Origin of the sequence: Nonomuraea salmonea (assembly GCF_042428605.1) — a bacterium.
Lineage (GTDB): Bacteria > Actinomycetota > Actinomycetes > Streptosporangiales > Streptosporangiaceae > Nonomuraea > Nonomuraea salmonea.
The window spans coordinates 471,983-487,096 of sequence record NZ_JBHMCF010000038.1 but is presented as its reverse complement, the minus strand read 5'-3'; the positions used below and the strand labels follow the sequence as shown (position 1 = coordinate 487,096).

General features: G+C 73.4%; 16 protein-coding genes. 11 read left to right on the top strand and 5 right to left on the bottom strand.

Annotated features, from left to right (window positions below; genetic code table 11):
- Positions 1 to 89 precede the first annotated feature (89 nt).
- The 3 genes from ACFFR3_RS34565 to ACFFR3_RS34555 form a co-directional block, all read right to left on the bottom strand.
- Positions 90 to 818 carry a ferredoxin reductase gene (locus ACFFR3_RS34565; protein WP_364368007.1) on the bottom strand — a complete coding sequence of 243 codons (729 nt, stop codon included), beginning with the start codon at positions 816 to 818 and terminating at the stop codon, positions 90 to 92.
- A gap of 1 nt (position 819) precedes the next feature.
- On the bottom strand, positions 820 to 1,419 hold the full coding sequence (locus ACFFR3_RS34560; RefSeq protein WP_345392887.1) for a sulfite oxidase-like oxidoreductase: 600 nt from the start codon (positions 1,417 to 1,419) through the stop codon (positions 820 to 822).
- 76 nt (positions 1,420 to 1,495) lie between these two features.
- Positions 1,496 to 1,975, bottom strand: a complete 480-nt coding sequence (locus ACFFR3_RS34555) for an MSMEG_6728 family protein (protein ID WP_345392884.1) — start codon at positions 1,973 to 1,975, stop codon at positions 1,496 to 1,498.
- A 73-nt stretch (positions 1,976 to 2,048) separates the two neighbouring features.
- On the opposite strand from ACFFR3_RS34555, the gene ACFFR3_RS34550 reads away from it, so the two are divergent.
- Positions 2,049 to 4,334 carry a xanthine dehydrogenase family protein molybdopterin-binding subunit gene (locus tag ACFFR3_RS34550; protein ID WP_345392881.1) on the top strand — a complete coding sequence of 762 codons (2,286 nt, stop codon included), beginning with the start codon at positions 2,049 to 2,051 and terminating at the stop codon, positions 4,332 to 4,334.
- Between the two features lie 4 nt (positions 4,335 to 4,338).
- Here the strand turns inward: ACFFR3_RS34550 and ACFFR3_RS34545 are convergent, their stop codons facing one another.
- Positions 4,339 to 4,497 (bottom strand): hypothetical protein, encoded by a 159-nt coding sequence (locus ACFFR3_RS34545; RefSeq protein WP_345392878.1) that lies wholly within the window; start codon positions 4,495 to 4,497, stop codon positions 4,339 to 4,341.
- A gap of 246 nt (positions 4,498 to 4,743) precedes the next feature.
- Here ACFFR3_RS34545 and ACFFR3_RS34540 point away from each other — a divergent pair, with 246 nt between their 5' ends.
- The 4 genes from ACFFR3_RS34540 (at position 4,744) to ACFFR3_RS34525 (ending at position 9,427) form a co-directional block, all read left to right on the top strand.
- Positions 4,744 to 5,160 carry an ATP-binding protein gene (locus tag ACFFR3_RS34540; protein ID WP_379484492.1) on the top strand — a complete coding sequence of 139 codons (417 nt, stop codon included), beginning with the start codon at positions 4,744 to 4,746 and terminating at the stop codon, positions 5,158 to 5,160.
- Positions 5,161 to 5,193: 33 nt separating this feature from the next.
- Positions 5,194 to 7,395, top strand: coding sequence for a polysaccharide lyase 8 family protein (locus ACFFR3_RS34535; RefSeq protein WP_345392872.1), 2,202 nt, complete (start codon positions 5,194 to 5,196; stop codon positions 7,393 to 7,395).
- Between the two features lie 41 nt (positions 7,396 to 7,436).
- Positions 7,437 to 8,261 carry a patatin-like phospholipase family protein gene (locus ACFFR3_RS34530; protein ID WP_364367995.1) on the top strand — a complete coding sequence of 275 codons (825 nt, stop codon included), beginning with the start codon at positions 7,437 to 7,439 and terminating at the stop codon, positions 8,259 to 8,261.
- Positions 8,262 to 8,371: 110 nt separating this feature from the next.
- Positions 8,372 to 9,427 (top strand): AraC family transcriptional regulator, encoded by a 1,056-nt coding sequence (locus ACFFR3_RS34525; protein ID WP_345392866.1) that lies wholly within the window; start codon positions 8,372 to 8,374, stop codon positions 9,425 to 9,427.
- Here ACFFR3_RS34525 and ACFFR3_RS34520 read toward each other — a convergent pair.
- Positions 9,381 to 10,856, bottom strand: coding sequence for a nitrilase-related carbon-nitrogen hydrolase (locus ACFFR3_RS34520; RefSeq protein ID WP_345392863.1), 1,476 nt, complete (start codon positions 10,854 to 10,856; stop codon positions 9,381 to 9,383). The two genes, ACFFR3_RS34525 and ACFFR3_RS34520, sit on opposite strands and share 47 nt — an antisense overlap.
- A gap of 112 nt (positions 10,857 to 10,968) precedes the next feature.
- On the opposite strand from ACFFR3_RS34520, the gene ACFFR3_RS34515 reads away from it, so the two are divergent.
- The 6 genes from ACFFR3_RS34515 (at position 10,969) to ACFFR3_RS34490 (ending at position 15,047) form a co-directional block, all read left to right on the top strand.
- Positions 10,969 to 12,033: a helix-turn-helix transcriptional regulator gene (locus ACFFR3_RS34515; protein WP_364367986.1), complete on the top strand. Its 1,065-nt coding sequence runs from the start codon at positions 10,969 to 10,971 to the stop codon at positions 12,031 to 12,033.
- Positions 12,034 to 12,056: 23 nt separating this feature from the next.
- Positions 12,057 to 12,404 carry an STAS domain-containing protein gene (locus ACFFR3_RS34510; protein ID WP_345392857.1) on the top strand — a complete coding sequence of 116 codons (348 nt, stop codon included), beginning with the start codon at positions 12,057 to 12,059 and terminating at the stop codon, positions 12,402 to 12,404.
- Between the two features lie 69 nt (positions 12,405 to 12,473).
- On the top strand, positions 12,474 to 12,650 hold the full coding sequence (locus ACFFR3_RS34505; RefSeq protein ID WP_345392854.1) for a glycine zipper domain-containing protein: 177 nt from the start codon (positions 12,474 to 12,476) through the stop codon (positions 12,648 to 12,650).
- A gap of 104 nt (positions 12,651 to 12,754) precedes the next feature.
- On the top strand, positions 12,755 to 13,420 hold the full coding sequence (locus ACFFR3_RS34500; protein WP_345392851.1) for a glycosyltransferase family 2 protein: 666 nt from the start codon (positions 12,755 to 12,757) through the stop codon (positions 13,418 to 13,420).
- The gene (locus tag ACFFR3_RS34495) at positions 13,417 to 14,061 is read left to right on the top strand and encodes a TIGR04282 family arsenosugar biosynthesis glycosyltransferase (RefSeq protein ID WP_345392848.1); all 645 of its coding nucleotides are present in this window, start codon (positions 13,417 to 13,419) and stop codon (positions 14,059 to 14,061) included. The genes ACFFR3_RS34500 and ACFFR3_RS34495 overlap by 4 nt, the downstream gene beginning before the upstream one ends.
- Complete coding sequence (locus ACFFR3_RS34490; protein ID WP_379484491.1) at positions 14,058 to 15,047, top strand: NAD-dependent epimerase/dehydratase family protein; 990 nt, start codon at positions 14,058 to 14,060, stop codon at positions 15,045 to 15,047. Before ACFFR3_RS34495 ends, ACFFR3_RS34490 begins: the two co-directional genes overlap by 4 nt.
- Positions 15,048 to 15,114 lie beyond the last annotated feature (67 nt).

Genomic DNA, 15,114 nt, shown 5'->3' with positions numbered 1-15,114 from the left:
CCTCTCGGACGGGGCGACCGGCTGTGAAGCAGGAACCCTCACGGGCGACCGTGGGAATCCGCCTCGTTTACGAGGGGGAGGATGTCAAGTCAGCCTCCGGTGGGACCGAATCGTTCGGTTCTGATGCGCTCGGGGGCGTGGCCGAGCGCGAGCAGCAGGTCGGCCGCCGCCTCCACGAACCCGGTCGGCCCGCACACGTAGCAGTCGGGCTCGAACGTGGCCGGCCAGCCGCCCTCGGCCAGGTCGTCCAGCATGATGCGGCGGGCGGGGCGGGACGCGCCGCCGGGGGCCGAGCGGGTGTAGAGGTAGGAGACGTCGAGGCCGGGGTCGGGGCTGCGCAGCTCGTCGGCGTAGTAGCGGCGGTCGGGTGCGCGCAGGGAGTACACCAGCCTGAACGGCACGCGGCTGCCCGCCTGCCGGCGCGCCCTGATCATCGCCATCAGCGGCACGATGCCCGACCCGCCGCCGACCAGCAGCACCGGCGGCTTGCTCTCCGTACGCCAGACGAACCAGCCGCCCACCGGGCCGCGGATCTCGACCTGGTCGCCGACCTCCATCACCTCGGTCAGGTACGGGGACACCTCGCCGTCGGGCACGCTCTCGACCGTCAGCTCGATCATGTCGCCGTCGGCCGGAGCGGCCAGCGAGTAGCTGCGCTGCGCGGTATAGCCGTCCTCGGCCGTCAGCCGCACGTCCACGTGCTGGCCCGCGAGGTGTCCAGGCCAGTCGGGCACCCGGAGGCGCAGCGTGCGCGCGCTCGGGGTCTCGGCCGTGGCGGCGACCAGCTCCGCCGGCCGCCAGATGAGGCGGCGGCGCACCTCAGTCGCCCTCGTAGCGCTGCTCGCGCCACGGGTTGCCGTAGTTGTGGTAGCCGGCGGTCTCCCAGAAGCCCGGCCAGTCCTCGTTGAGCAGGCGGATGCCGCGTACCCACTTGGCGGACTTCCAGAAGTACAGGTGCGGCACGATCAGCCGGGCGGGGCCGCCGTGGCGGGGCTCCAGCTCCTCGCCGTCGAAGCGGTGCACGATCCACGCCTTGCCGTCGAGCAGGTCCTCGACCGGCAGGTTCGTGGTGTAGCCGCCGTAGGAGTAGACCAGGGCGTACTCGGCGGCCGACTCGACGTCCTCGAAGAGCACGTCCAGCGAGACGCCCTCCCACGTGGTGTCGAGCTTCGACCACTTGGTCACGCAGTGGATGTCGACGGTCGGCGTCTCGGTGGGCAGCTGCATGAACTCCGGCCACGACCAGCGGTGGGTCTGCCCGTCCTCGGTGTCGATGGCGAACTCCCACCGGTCGGGCGGGATCCGCGGCGTCGGGCCGGCCGACAGCACGGGGAAGTCCTCGACCAGGTATTGGCCGGGCGGCAGCCGCTCGCTCTCGTCCCTGTGTCTACCTGTGAAACCGCGCGAAATGATGGCCACTGTCCGCCTCCCGAGACCATTTCACCACGATCCGCACCGATGGTCGCCGGCGACGCGCGGTGGTCAGGGCGCGGGGTCAGGGCGCGGGGTCGGGCAGGCGGTCGGAGCGCGGCCAGACGTAGGGGAGGTCGTCCGGCTCGTCGCCGAAGACCGGCCGGTAGAAGTCCGGGTCTTTACGCAGCAGCGCCGAGCGGTGGCTGAGGTGCAGGGCCTCGTCGCCGAGCCAGGGCGGCAGCTCGCCGGCCGCCGCCAGCTCGCTCTGGTCGCGTACGCCCGGCCTGCCGAGATGCGCGGCCAGCTCGGTCGTCATCGTGCCCGCGCACGTGTCGGAGCGGTCCAGGGAGCACCAGCGCACGCACACCTCGAGGCCGTAGCGGACGAGCCCCTCCGCGTAGCCGGTCCACATCTTGACGACGGGGTGGTGGCGCCAGCCGTAGCCGGGGACGGTGAGGGCGCGCAGCACCTGGAGCGCCTCGACGCGCTGCTTGCCCAGCCGCAGCGGGTCAAGAACCGCCGCCGATGCCGCGAAATCCGGATAAGGCAGGAATGTTTGCATCGGTCCCCCCGCTGACGTGCCCCTCCTCGCGGATCGTATAGACCGGCCGCCGCCCGGCGCTCACAATCGAGCCATGGGAGACGCCTATGTCGGTGCTCGGACGCCGCGACGGGAAGACGCCAGGCTACTTACCGGAAAGGGACGCTACGTCGGCGCGGTGCGCCTGCCCGGCACGCTCCACGCGTACGTGCTGCGCAGCCCCATCGCCCACGGCCGGTTCCTCGGCTGCGACGCCAAGGCGGTCAGGGCCCTGGAGGGGGTGATCGACGTCATCACCTCCGAGGAGGCCGCCGGTCTGCGCCTGCCCTGCGTCAGCGTGACGCCGGGGCAGCGACTCGACTCCTACCCGGTGCTCGACGACACGATCAGGTACGCGGGCCAGCCGCTCGCCGTCGTCGTCGCCCGCACGCCGGAGGCCGCCAGGGACGCCGCCGACCTCCTCGACCTCCACCTCGACGAGCAGCCCGCCGTCGTCGGTGTCGAACGCGCCCTGGAGGACGACGCGCCCGCCATCTACCCCGAACTGGGCGGCAACGTGCTCGCCGACTACACCGTGGGCGACGACGACTGCCGGGCCGCCGTGGACGGGGCCGCGCACGTCGTCGAGATGACGTTCAGGATGGGCCGGGTCTCGCCCTACCCGATGGAGCCGCGCGGCGTGGTGGCCGCGTACGACGGCGACGAGCTGACCCTGTACATCTCCTCCCAGGCGCCCCACCACGTGCGCGAGCACCTGGCCGACGCGTTCGGCATGGTCCACGACCGGGTACGCGTGATCAGCCGCGACACCGGCGGCGGCTTCGGCGGCAAGGAGCACGTCTATCCGGACGAGGCGCTGATCTGCCTGGCCGCGATGCGCACCGGCCGCCCGGTGAGCTGGACGGAGTCGCCGGGCGACCGGGTGATCGCCACGCTGCCCGCCCGGCAAGCCGTGCACCGGGCCAGGCTGGCGCTCGACGACGACGGGCGGTTCGTCGCGATGTACGTAAACGTGCTCGGCGACCTCGGCGCCCATCCGTCGAACGTGGGCTGCTCGACGTTCGCGGTGACGGCCACGCTGCTGCCGGGGCCGTACCGGTTCGACCGGGTCGCCGTCCGCGTGCGCGGCGTCCTCACCACGACCACCCCGACCGGCTCCTACCGCGGCTTCGGCATGCCCGAGGCCACCCTGACCAGGGAACGGCTGATCGACGAGGCGGCCCGCAGGCTCGGCATCGACCGCGTCGAGCTGCGGCTGCGCAACATGTACCGGCCGGACGAGCTGCCCTGCACGACCCGGGTGTACCAGACGTACGACTCGGGCGACTACCCGCGCGCCCTGAGCACGGTGAAGGACCTGGTCAGGCCGGTCGTGAAGGACGACGGGCGCAGGCGCGGCATCGGCTACTCCTGCCACGTCGAGTCCACCGGCCTGGGCCCCTCGATGGACATGAAGGCCATCGGCATGCTGGCCGCCGGCTACGAGAGCGCCGTGCTGCGCATGGACCAGGACGCCTCCGTGGTCGTCACCTCGGGCGTCGTCTCGATCGGCCAGGGCATCGAGACGACGCTGGCCCAGCTCGCCGCCGACCGCATGGGCGTGCCCATCGAGTCCGTACGGGTGGTGCTCGGCGACACGGCGGCGACCCCGTACTCGTCGGTCGGGTCGGTGGCCAGCCGCTCGCTGCCGCTCGGCGGCGGCGCGCTCACCCAGGCCGCCGACCGGCTGCGCGGCAAGCTGCTGGCCATCGCCGCGCACCGGCTCGAAGCGGCCGCCGACGACCTGGAGATCGCCGACGGCGCCGTGCGGGTGAAGGGCGACCCGCGGGCCGCGCTGACGCTGCGCGAGCTGGCCACCTCGGCCTGGCGCGGCTGGGACCTGCCCGACGGCATGCAGCCCGGCCTGGAGGAGCGGGTCAGCTACGACCCGCCCGCCTACACCTTCGCGTACGGCGCGCACGCGGCGGCCGTGGCCGTCGATCCCGAGACCGGGGCCGTCGAGGTCGAGGGCTACTGGGTGGTCAACGACTCCGGCGTGCTGGTCAACCCCACCGTCGTCGAGGGGCAGCTGCGCGGCGCCGTGGCCCAGGGCATCGGGCAGGCGCTGACCGAGGAGATCGTCTACACCGAGGAGGGGCAGCCGATCACCGAGTACCTGTTGCCGACGACGCGCGAGATACCCGACATCGAGGTCGTGATGATGGAGACGCCGTCGCCGGTGACGCCCGGTGGCATGAAGGGCGCGGGTGAGTCCGGGACGATCGGGCCGCCCGCGGCCATCGCCAACGCGGTCGCCGACGCCCTCCCGGAGATCGCCGGCGCGATCACCCAGGTCCCGCTCACCCCGTCCACCGTCTGGTCGCTCCTCCAACGGTCCTGAGGCGTCAGGCCGGAGCCGGGCCGCCGATGAGGTCTTCCAGGGCCTTGCCCGACTCCGACAGCGCTCGCTCCAGCGCCTGCCGGCCGGCGGGCTTGTGCTCGGCCTCCGGCCGCTTGCGGCGCTTGGCGTCGTTCTTGGGTGCGTTGTGGTCTGCACTGCTCATGCGGGTGTGCGTACCCGGCCTGTCGCCGCCGTGCGCGGCGACAGGCAAATCCCTGCCGATTTCTCCCCGAAACTTTGACCCGTTGCGGCCTTTCGTACGTACACGTTTCGACGGCCGTGTACGTCAACCCCTAGGCAGGTCCTCTTGTTGAGCGACAAGCGCGTCAGCCGCCCCTCAGCATCGGAAAGAGACGCCATGACCAGGCTGCGATCGACTCGCCGGAGCCGTCAGCAGTATGCGTGGCCGTTGCGCGAGGACGCACGGACGGCCGGCCACGCCCGAGCCCTCATGCGGGAACAGCTGTCGGAACTCGCCCTCCCTCCTTCCCTGGTGGACGACGCGGTGCTCATGGTGAGCGAGCTCGTCACCAACGCCCTCATGTACGGCGACGACCCGTACGAGCTGCTGCTCCTGGTGGACCCGAGGGAGGTCATGTGCGTCGTCGTGGACGGCAGCCCCGTGCTGCCCGCGCCCGCGCCGCACGACCTCGCCGCCGAGCACGGGCGGGGCCTGCGCATCGTGGCGCGGCTGTCCGACGGCTTCTACGGCTGCCATCCCCAGCGCTACGTCACCCGGCCCGACCTGGTCGGCAAGGCCACCTGGTTCGCGATCCCGCGCCAGGGGGCGGCGGGCAACGTCGTACCGATCAGGACGGGGCTCTGACCTGGCGGTGATCCGCGGCGCGATAATCGAGGCGTGCTGCGGCCATCGAGGCGTTCCTTACTGCGGTTCGGCGGCGTGGCCGCGGCCGGGACGGTCGGGGCGCTGGCGCCCGCGCGGGCGGCGTACACGCCGGACACCGCGTTCGTCCTGCTGCGCCGCCGCTGGCGGGAGGTGACGGCGGGGCCGCCGCACGATCCGCGGGCCCGCCCCTACCGGGCGCTGGGCCGGGCCGCCGCCCGCCACCTCGCCACGATGGCCCCTCGTTCCTCCTCGCTCTGGCCCGACGAGCCTTTCCCCTCGTCCACGGTCACGCCTGGGCGGCTGCGGACGATGGCGCACGCGTACGTGATCGACGGCACCGGCCTGACCGGCGACCCGGCCCTCGCCGCGGCGGTCGAGCAGGGCGTCGCCCATTACCGCCGCCACGTCTACGCCGCCGGCGCGGACCCGGTCGGCAACTGGTGGCACTGGCAGATCGGCATCCCGCGGGCGCTGCTCGACGCCGTCGTCCTGACCGGGGCGGACGATCCGGCGCTGGCCGAGTCGGCGGACCACTTCGTGCCGCCGCGCCGGCTGCGCCACTACACCGGCACCAGCACCGCCGCCAACCGGGTGGACCTGTGCCTGGTGACGCTGCTGCGCGCCATGCTCACCGACGACCACGCCCGCGCCGAGCTGGCCGTCTCGGCGCTGGCGCCGGTGCTCGTGCCGGTGTCGGAGGGCGACGGCTTCTACCGGGACGGCTCGTTCGTGCAGCACACGTCCGTGCCCTACCAGGGCGGTTACGGCGTCACGCTGCTGTCGGGCCTCGCCACCCTGTACGCCGTGCTGCGCGGCACGCCGTGGGAGCTCGCGGACGGGAGGGTGTTCGACCTGGTGGAGCGGTCCTTCGCGCCCTTCGTTCGTGACGGGGCGTGCATGGATCTCGTACGCGGCCGGGGGATCAGCAGGAGGTCGTGGGGCGACCACGAGCGCGGCAGGGAGATCGCCGCCGCCGTGCTGCTGCTGGGCGAGAGCGCGCCGGCCGCGTACCGGCAGCGGTGGCAGGCCATGGTCAAGGGGTGGGCGGTGCGCGGGACGTACCGGCCGATGCTGGAGCACGCCGCGCCGGCCCTGCGCGCCCGGCTCGCGCCGATCATGTCCGACGCCGCCGTGCCCGCCGCGCCAGAGCCGGTCGGTCACCGGCTGCTGCCGATGAGCGCCCGAGCCGTGCACCGCAGGCCGGGCTGGTGCGCGGCGCTCAGCATGGCCTCCGACCGCATCGGCCACTACGAGCACGGCAACGGCGAGAACCCGCGCGGCTGGCACACCGGCTCCGGCCTGCTCTACTGGTGGGCGGACGGGCACGGCGACCACTACTCCGACGGCTTCTGGGCGACCGTCGACCCCTACCGGCTGCCCGGCACGACGGTCTCCACCCGGCGGCTGCCCGACGGGGCGGGGGAGGCGTGGGGCGGCACGCGGACGCCGTGGCGGTGGGTGGGCGGCGCGACCGACGGCACGTATGCGGCGGTGGGCCAGCACCTGAGCGGGCTGGAGAGCACGATGGAGGCGTTCAAGTCGTGGTTCTTCCTCGACGACGCCGTGATCTGCCTCGGGGCCGGCATCACCGCACGCGACGGCGTACCGGTCGAGACGATTCTGGACAACCGCAGAACCACCGCCTCGCTCACCGCCGCCGACGGCTGGGCCCACCTTGAGGGCCACGGCGGCTACGTCATTCCGGGGCAGCAGCTCCGCACACTGCGCGAGAGCCGGTCCGGCGGCGGAGTCCGGCGCGACTACGTGACGCTCTGGCTCGACCACGGCGTCGATCCGCGCGCCGCCTCCTACCAGTACACCCTGCTGCCCGGCGCGGACCTGGAGCGGACCCGCGCCTGGGCCGCGGACCCCGGGCGGGTGCGGGTGCTCGCCAACACCGCCCGGCTCCAGGCCGTCCACGTGCCCGCGCGGCGTCTCACCGCCGCCTGCTTCTGGAACGCGGGCACCGCAGGCGGCCTGACCGCGTCCGCACCGTGCGCCGTCCTGGCCCAGGAGCACGCCGACGGCACCGCGACGCTGACCGTCGCCGACCCCCGCCGCGACCTCGCCGAACTGGCCGTCACCCTGGCGGCTCCGGTGACCGGGCTGCTGCGCGGACCCGCCCGGTACTCGGGAAGGACGCTGACCTTCGAGCGGCTCGGTGACCTGGAGGGCGGGTCGGTGACCGTCACCTTGCGCCTCGACACGGGATGAGAACCGGGGGCGCCTGGGTTGACCGATCTATGGAGGTACGGATGAGCGGGAACGGGCGGGCGTTGGTTCTGGGCGGCGGCGGGATCGCCGGCATCGCGTGGGAGACGGGGGTGATCGCCGGGCTGGCGGAGCAGGGCGTCGATGTGCTGGGCGCCGATCGGATCATCGGCACGTCGGCGGGGTCCACGGTGGGCGCGCAGATCACCAGCGGTGTTCCGTTGCCCGATCTGCTCGCCCGGCAGATCGATCCCGCTCTGCACACGCCCGAGCTGGACTCCGGGGTGCCGATGGAGGAGCTGTGGGCTCGCTTCCAGCAGATCGCCGAGAGCACGCCTGACCCCGAGGCGCAGCGGCGCGAGATCGGCGCGCAGGCGCTGGCCGCCGAGACCGTCGCCGAGGCGGAGCGCAGGGCCGTGATCGAGGCGCGGCTGCCCGTGCACGACTGGCCCGAGCGTGATCTCGTCGTCGTCGCCGTGGACGCGCGGACGGGCGAGCCTCGCCTGTTCGGGCCGGACGACGGCGTGCCCTTGGTGGACGCGGTGGCGGCCAGCTGCGCGGTGCCGGCCGTGTGGCCGTGCGTGACCATCGGCGGCGCCCGCTACATGGACGGCGGCATCCGCTCCAGCACCAACGCCGACCTGGCGGCCGGGTTCGAGCGGGTGCTCGTGCTGGCGCCCACGCCCGAGATGGGCGAGCCGGCCTGGTCCGGGCTGACGGGCGCGGTCGAGGTGATCGAGCCCGACGAGGCTTCGCTGGCCGCCTTCGGCACGAACGCGCTCGCCCCCTCCTCCCGCACCCCGAGCGCCAAGGCCGGCCACGCCCAGGGCCGCGCCATCGCCGCCAAGGTCGCCGCCCTCTGGGGCTGACGGAGGTGCCGGGTCAGGGGAGCGCCGTCCGCGCGGCGCCAGACGCGGTGCCGCATCACGGGACCGCCGTTCGCGCTGCGGCCGACATGGCGTCGGATCGTGGGGTCGCCGTGCAGTTCGTGCGTGAGGCGGTGGCCGCTGCGGAGGCGGATCTGCCTTCGCCGTGGCGGCCCGGCGCCACCCGCGTCGCGTGTGACGAGGCGATCGAGCTGGTGCGGGAGCTCTGGCAGCGCACGGGTGACGAGCTGCTGGCCCTCGGACCGCGTCCGGTGCCTCCGGGCACGTTTCGGATGATCTTTCTCGGCGTGATTCACGCTCCTGACCTGGGGACGGCGCTCGACCGGTTTGTCCAGTTCGCTGCGCTCACCACCGGGTTCTCACGAAGCCGGCTCGTCGTCGGCGGCGGGACGTGCCGCATCGAGATCGCCGCTGAGCCGGGCGTTGTCGTCAGGCCGCTCGCCGCCGAGCTGATGCTCGCTCTCGTGCATCGGTTCGCGGCGTGGCTGGCGGCGCGGCGGGTGCCGCTGACGGCTCTGGAGCTGTCCTTTCCCGAGCCCGGCCACAGCGCCGAGTACGTGTCCGTCTTCGGGGTCGTGGCCGCCTTCGGCGCGCCGGTGGCGGCCATCGAGTTCGACGCCCGCGAGCTGAGCGCTCCCGTCGTCCGCGAGGAGGGCGACCTGCTGGCGTATCTCTGCAGGTCGCCCGCAGACCTCATCCACCACCGCGATTACGGTACGACGACCGCCGACCGCGTACGCACGATCATCGAACGCGCGCAGGCCGCCGGCCGCACCCAGGCCGCCGACGTGGCGGCCCGGCTGTCGATCAGCCCTCAGCACCTGCGGCGGCTGCTGCGCCAGGAGGGCACCTCGTTTCAGCGCATCAAGGAGGAGGTGCTGCGCGACCTCGCCGTCGCGGACCTGAGGCTCGGTGGCGCGTCGGTCGAGGAGATCTCACGGCGGCTCGGCTTCTCCGAGCCCAGCGCGTTCCGCCGGGCGTTCGCGCGCTGGACGGGCCGCCCGCCGGGCGAGTACCGTGCCGCGCTCACCGCCTCCGGACCCACCGCTTCCGGACCCACCGCTTCCGGACCCACCGCTTCCGGACCCACCGCTTCCGGAGTCACTGCGTCCGGACTCGCCGCTTCCGGACCGCGAGCGCGATCATGACGGCCACGCCGGCCAGGCACGCCCAGGCGAAGACGTCCCCGATCAGCCGGTAGGGCGTCGCGCCGCCGCCTGTGGGCACGTCGGAGAAGACCACGTGCCGTTCGGAGCCGCCGTGGTCGTGCATGGTCAGACTCCTGCCGCGCGCGTCGAAGGCGCCCGACACGCCGAACTCCGCCTGCCTGATCATCGCGTAGCCGTTCTCGATCGAGCGCAGGTTCGCCTTCTGGCTGTGCACAGGGCCGATCTCCGCCCAGTCGCGGGCGGGGACGATCATGATGTCCGCGTCCACCCGCATCAGCTCGGGGAAGTCCGCGTCGAAGCAGGTCACGGTGGCGAGCCGCCCGTACGGGGTGTCCACCACCGGCACCACACCAGGCCCCGCCGGGTACGACTCCAGCCCCGGGATGGGGTGCGACTTGTCGTACCGCCACAAGCGGGCGCCGTCGGGGCCGAACAGGTAGGTGCGGTTGGCCGCGTACGGCTCGGCCGGCAGGAAGTGGTACACGGCGGCCTGGACATAGATCCGCTGCTCTCTGGCCAGCGCCGTGACCCGCCCCAGGAACGCCTCCTCGTCCCCTTCCAGCAGGTTGGCCGCCTGCTCCGACCAGATCACGATCCGCGCCCCGGCCTGGGCCGCCTCCCGCGTCCTGGTCAGCAGGTTGTCGTTGGCCTTCGCGAACGCCGCGCGCACCGCCTGCCGGTCCTGCTCCACCACGCCGCGCGCGGTGAAGTCGTCACCGATCACGCCGCGCAGCTCGCGGGTCACCGAGGTGTCGGGGCTGATCCCGGCCACCCGCACGCTCGGCTCGCCGACCGGGGCGAACGCCAGCCGCGCCCCGCCCGCCAGCAGCAGCACGAGCAGCACGGCCGCGTACGAGCCCACGACCCGCTTCGCTGCCCCGCGCGCCCACACGTGGTTGACCACGGTCGCGAACCAGCCGATGAGGAACCCGATCCCATAAGGCCCCGTCACGGCCACCACCTGCAGCAGCGCCAGGTTGCCGTGCTGGGTGGCGGCCGGCACCCCGAACGCCGTCCCGAACGGGCTGAGCACCGTCATCAGGAACGCGCACGCCGCCGACGCCGCGGGAAACGCCAGCAGGCCGGTCAGCGGACCGGCGCGCGGGGTGACGAGCCGGTCAACGACGTACGGCACCACGGTCAGCGTGCCGAGGGCGATGATGCCCACGACGACCAGCGGCGCCACCGGCACCGCCGTCTCCACCAGCCAGAACAGCCCCGACACCACCGACGCCGCCCACACCGCGAGCAGCCCGGTGAGCGCGGGACCCGTCCTGACGAACCGCAGCAGGAAGACCGGCGACAGCCAGGCCGCCACGGGGACGTCGAACCGCCCGTGCACGGAGAACAACCACAACAACGTTCCGGCGGCCAGCCACAGCCACCGCCGGTCGAGTCTCTTCACCATGCCGGCGACGCTAAGTGCGCGGTCCGGCGCCGGTCTGTGACAGGAACACGCGTGATCCGTGACCGAGGCGCGCCGTACCATCTCGTTAAGGGGCTGACGAGCGGAGCGACCGATGGAGCCGTTGACCTTCGAGAGCCGTGATCTCGGCCAGGCCGAGGAGTTCCTCAGCAGGGCGTACGCCAGCATGAGCATCGGCTCCGACGTCGACCGCCCGCACACCCGCGTCTCGCGCCACGTCGCGGGGCCGGTGAGCGTCGATCACGTGGAGTTCGACTTCCACATGAGCTACGCCGTCGACCCGCTCGGCAAGGTGTGCCTGTGCGTGGTCGAGTCGGGCCGCATCGACCAGCGGGTCGAGGGCGCGGAGGAGGACGTCTTCCGGCCGGGTGACGCGGTGCTGATCACCCCGCCCGACCGGCCCTACAGGGGGCTCATCAGCCGGGCCGGCTTCACCATCATCATGTTCGACACCGGCCTGTTACAGCAGGTGGCGGCCGTCCTGCCGGGCCGGCCGCCGGGGCCGGTCCAGGTGCTCGGCCACCGGCCCGTCTCCGCCGCCGCCGCGCGCCACCTGTACAGGACGCTGACGTACGTACGCGACGACGTCCTGTCGGACCCCGGCCTGGCCGCGGAGCCGCTCGTGGCCGCCGGCGCCGGGCAGCTGCTCGCCGCCACCGTGCTCACCACGCTGCCCAGCAACGCCGCGCTGCCTGGTGACGAGGTCGCCGCCGACCGCCGCGACGCCCACACCCAGACGCTGCGCCGCGCGGTCGCCTTCATCGACGAGCACGCCGACGCGCCGCTCGGCATCGCCGAGATCGCCGCCGCCGCCCGCGTCAGCCCCCGCGCGCTCCAATACGCCTTCCGCCGTCACCTCGACACCACCCCGCTCGGCTACCTGCGCCAGGTCCGCATGGCCGGGGCCCATGAGGAGCTGCGTGCCGGCGACCCCGCCACCCTCACCGTCACGTCGGTGGCCGCCCGCTGGGGGTTCTTCCACCCCGGCCGCTTCGCCGCCTCCTACCGGGCCGTCTACGGCCGTACGCCGAGCGAGACCCTGCACGGCCTTCGTTCCGTGGACGGCGGGCCACTCGGCGCTTCGCCTGACGTGCTGACCTGCCCCCGAACCGGGACGACAGTGGACGGTAAGGAAACGACGAGCACCACGGAGCCCTAGCTGCAACGGAAACCCGCACCGCCATGTCGCCTCTGACCTACGATCGCCGTGACCTGCCCGGCGGCCTGCTCATCACCGTGGCGGGCGAGCTCGACTCCACCAACGAACGCGGTTTGGAGTCCTTCGTCCACGAGCACCACCGCCTGGGCCAGGACCTGATCCTCGATCTCGGCGGGCTCACCTTCATCGACAGCCGCGGGCTCTACCTGCTGCTCCGCCTCGACGCCGCCATGCGCGAGCGGGGCGGCGCGCTGCGCCTGGCGGCCGTCCAGGACGCGCCCGCGCGCGTGCTGCGGATCTCCGGCGCCTGGCCGGCCTTCGACATCCACCCGGACGCCCAGACGGCCATGCACGCCCACGGCACCACATGACACCTGTCATTCGACTTCCGTGATGATGTCCTCTACTGCGCCACCGGCCCGCCCGGCCAGGATGGTGCCATGACCAAGAGCAACAAGACCTCCCCCAACTGGACGCTCGGCCTGTCCACCGGTGTGGCCATCGGCTTCGGCTTCGGGCTTGCCGTGGACAACCTGCTGCTGGGGCTGTCCATGGCGATGTGCTTCGCGGTCGCCCTGTCGTACGCGTTCGGTGAGACGGCCGAGGACGAGTCCTAGGCGCCCGCTCGGCCCCAGCAATGCCCTCATAGCAGGTAATTTCTCGGGAAGACCGCCACGTCCCGTCGTGGGGTGCGGGTGCCGGTCGGCCTAGCGTCGGCGGCATGAAGATCGACGTGGTGCTGCCCTGCCTCGACGAGGCGGCCGCCCTTTCGTGGGTGCTCGGGCGCATGCCGGATGACTTCCACCCGATCGTGGTGGACAACGGCTCGACCGACGGGTCCGCGCGGATCGCCGCCGAGCTGGGCGCGACGGTGGTGAGCGAGCCCAGGCGCGGGTTCGGCGCCGCCTGCCACGCGGGGCTGGCCGCCGCCGCCTCCGACGTCGTGTGCTTCATGGACGCCGACGCCTCGCTCGACCCCGCCCAGCTGCCCCGCGTCGCCGGGCCCGTCATGGCCGGGGAGCGCGACCTGATGCTGGGCCGCCGCGTTCTGGCGCCCGGCGCCTCCTGGCCGGTGCACGCCAGGCTCGGCAACGCGGTGCTGGCCTCGGTGCTGCGCCGGCGTACGGGGGCGCCGCTGCGCGACCTCGGCCCGATGCGCGCGGCCCGCCGTGTACCCCTTCTCGACCTGGGGCTGATCGACCGCCGCTTCGGCTACCCGCTGGAGATGGTGCTGCGCGCCGGCGCGGCGGGCTGGCGCATCGGCGAGACCGACGTCGCCTACCTGCCGCGCAGGGGCCGCTCGAAGGTGACCGGCACGGTACGCGGCACGCTCCGCGCGGTCGGCGACATGCGCCGCGTCATGACCCGCCACCGCACCGCCGCATGACCCCGCCTGACGGGCAGGTCATCGTGATCGCCAAGGAGCCGGTGCCGGGGCGGGTGAAGACGCGGCTGGTGCCACCGCTCACGCCTGAGGAGGCGGCCGAGCTGGCCGGGGCCGCGCTGGAGGACACCCTGCGCACGGTCGCCCGCGTCCCCGGCGCCGGGCGGGTGCTCGCGCTCGACGGGGCGCCGGGTTCCTGGCTGCCCGCCGGGTTCACCGTGCTTCCCCAGCGTGGGGACGGGCTGGACGAGCGGCTGGCGGCGGCCTTCGAGGACGCGCACCGGCTGCGGCCGGTCCCCATGGTGCTCATCGGCATGGACACCCCGCAGGTCGGCCCCGGCCTGCTGGCCGACGCCCTGGCGCTGCTCGACAAGTACGACGCGGTGTTCGGCCCGGCGGTCGACGGCGGCTTCTGGCTGCTCGGGCTGCGCGCGCCCGACCCGGGGTTGCTGGTCGGCGTGCCGATGTCGGCGCCCACCACGGGCGAGGTGCAGTTGCGCAGACTCTGGGAGGCCGGGATGAGCGTCGCCCTGATGCCGTGCCTGACCGATGTGGACACGATGGAGGACGCGATCGAGGTGGCGGCGCTGGCCCGGGGCTCCCGGTACGCGGCCGCGCTCGCCGGAATGGGAGCACGACGATGACGACGGTGCTGGTGACCGGTTCCGATGGCTTCATCGGCGGCCACGTGGTGGCGGCGCTGGAGGCGCAGGGCCACCGGGTGACCGGGCTCGACCTGCGGTCGGGCGACGACGTACGCGACGCGGAACGGCTCGACGGGCTGCTGCCCGGCGTCGGCGCGGTCGTGCACCAGGCGGCCAAGGTGGGGCTCGGCGTGGACGTCGCCGACCTGCCGGACTACGCGTCGGTCAACGTGTACGGCACCGCGGTCCTGCTCGCCGCGATGGCCAGGCACGGGGTGCGGCGGCTGGTGCTGGCCTCGTCGATGGTGGTCTACGGCGAGGGCGCGTACGACTGCGCGCGGCACGGCCGGGTGCGCCCCGGCCCGCGCTCGGCCGACGACCTGGCGCGGGGGTCGTTCGAGCCGCGCTGCCCCCGCTGCGGTGACCAGCTCGTCCTGGCCGAGATCGACGAGGACGCGCCGGTGGACCCGCGCAACGCGTACGCCAGCACGAAGCTGGCTCAGGAACATCTGGCCGCGAATTGGGCCCGCGAGACCGGTGGCACGGCGGTGGCCCTGCGCTACCACAACGTGTACGGGCCGGGGATGCCGCGTGACACGCCGTACTCGGGGGTGGCGGCGATCTTCCGGTCGGCGCTGGAGGCCGGGCGGGCGCCGCGCGTGTTCGAGGACGGGGGCCAGACGCGCGACTTCGTCCACGTCCGCGACGTCGCCGACGCCAACGTGGCCGCTCTCGGCGGCGGCACTCCCGGCACCCTGACGGCCTACAACGTGGCCAGCGGCGTCCCGCACACGGTCGGCGACCTCGCCGAGGCCCTGGCGGCCGAACGCGGCGGCCCCGCACCGGTCGTCACGGGCGAGTACCGGCTCGGCGACGTCCGCCACATCGTCGCCAGCCCCCGCCGCGCCGCCGCCGACCTCGGCTTCCAGGCCCGCATCGGCTTCACGGAAGGCATGAAGGAGTTCGCCACCGCCCCCCTCGCCTGAGGCCCGACCGTGGAGGAGTATGCGATCCGTCCGAACGAGCCCCACCTGAGGAGAGGGCGGCAGGGGA